Genomic DNA, 475 nt, shown 5'->3' on the forward strand with positions numbered 1-475 from the left:
CCACCCGGGCTTCGAGCAGGGTGGGCCAGCAGTTGCGGTTCAGGCACTCGTCGCGCAACCGGTTGTTGAACGACTCGATGAACCCGTTGTTCCACGGCGTGCCGGGCGGAATGTAGGAGATGCCTACCGACCCCTGCACAGAACGTCTGGAGGGCTTCTGAGATGAACTCAGGGCCATTGTCCATGCGTAGCACCATGGGTGGGCCACCCCAGATCGCGAATGTCTTCTCCAGTTCCTCGATCAACCGGTCGGCGGTGATCGAGCGATCCACGATGTTGAGCAACGACATCCGGGTGTGTTCATCGACCATTGATGCGATCTTGACCTTCTTGCCATCCACGGTCGAGTCGAATTGAAAGTCCAATGCCCACACCACTTTCGGTGCATCCGCTGCCACGATCGGCACCGAGGATTGCCCGGCCCGTTTACGCCGCGGCGCCCGCCGGACTTGCAGGCCCTCCTCCTTCCACAGCC

The 475-nt window shown here is 61.3% G+C and carries 1 protein-coding gene and 1 pseudogene; both read right to left on the reverse strand.

Annotation, left to right across the window (positions count from 1 at the left end):
- Positions 1-178, reverse strand: a 178-nt coding sequence (locus tag GOALK_RS24620) for an integrase core domain-containing protein (RefSeq protein ID WP_373278707.1), incomplete at its 3' end; no start/stop codon positions are given.
- Position 179: 1 nt separating this feature from the next.
- Positions 180-407: pseudogene (locus tag GOALK_RS24625) on the reverse strand (IS3 family transposase); the annotation flags it as partial.
- Positions 408-475: the final 68 nt, after the last annotated feature.

Source organism: Gordonia alkanivorans NBRC 16433 (genome assembly GCF_000225505.1).
Lineage (GTDB): Bacteria > Actinomycetota > Actinomycetes > Mycobacteriales > Mycobacteriaceae > Gordonia > Gordonia alkanivorans.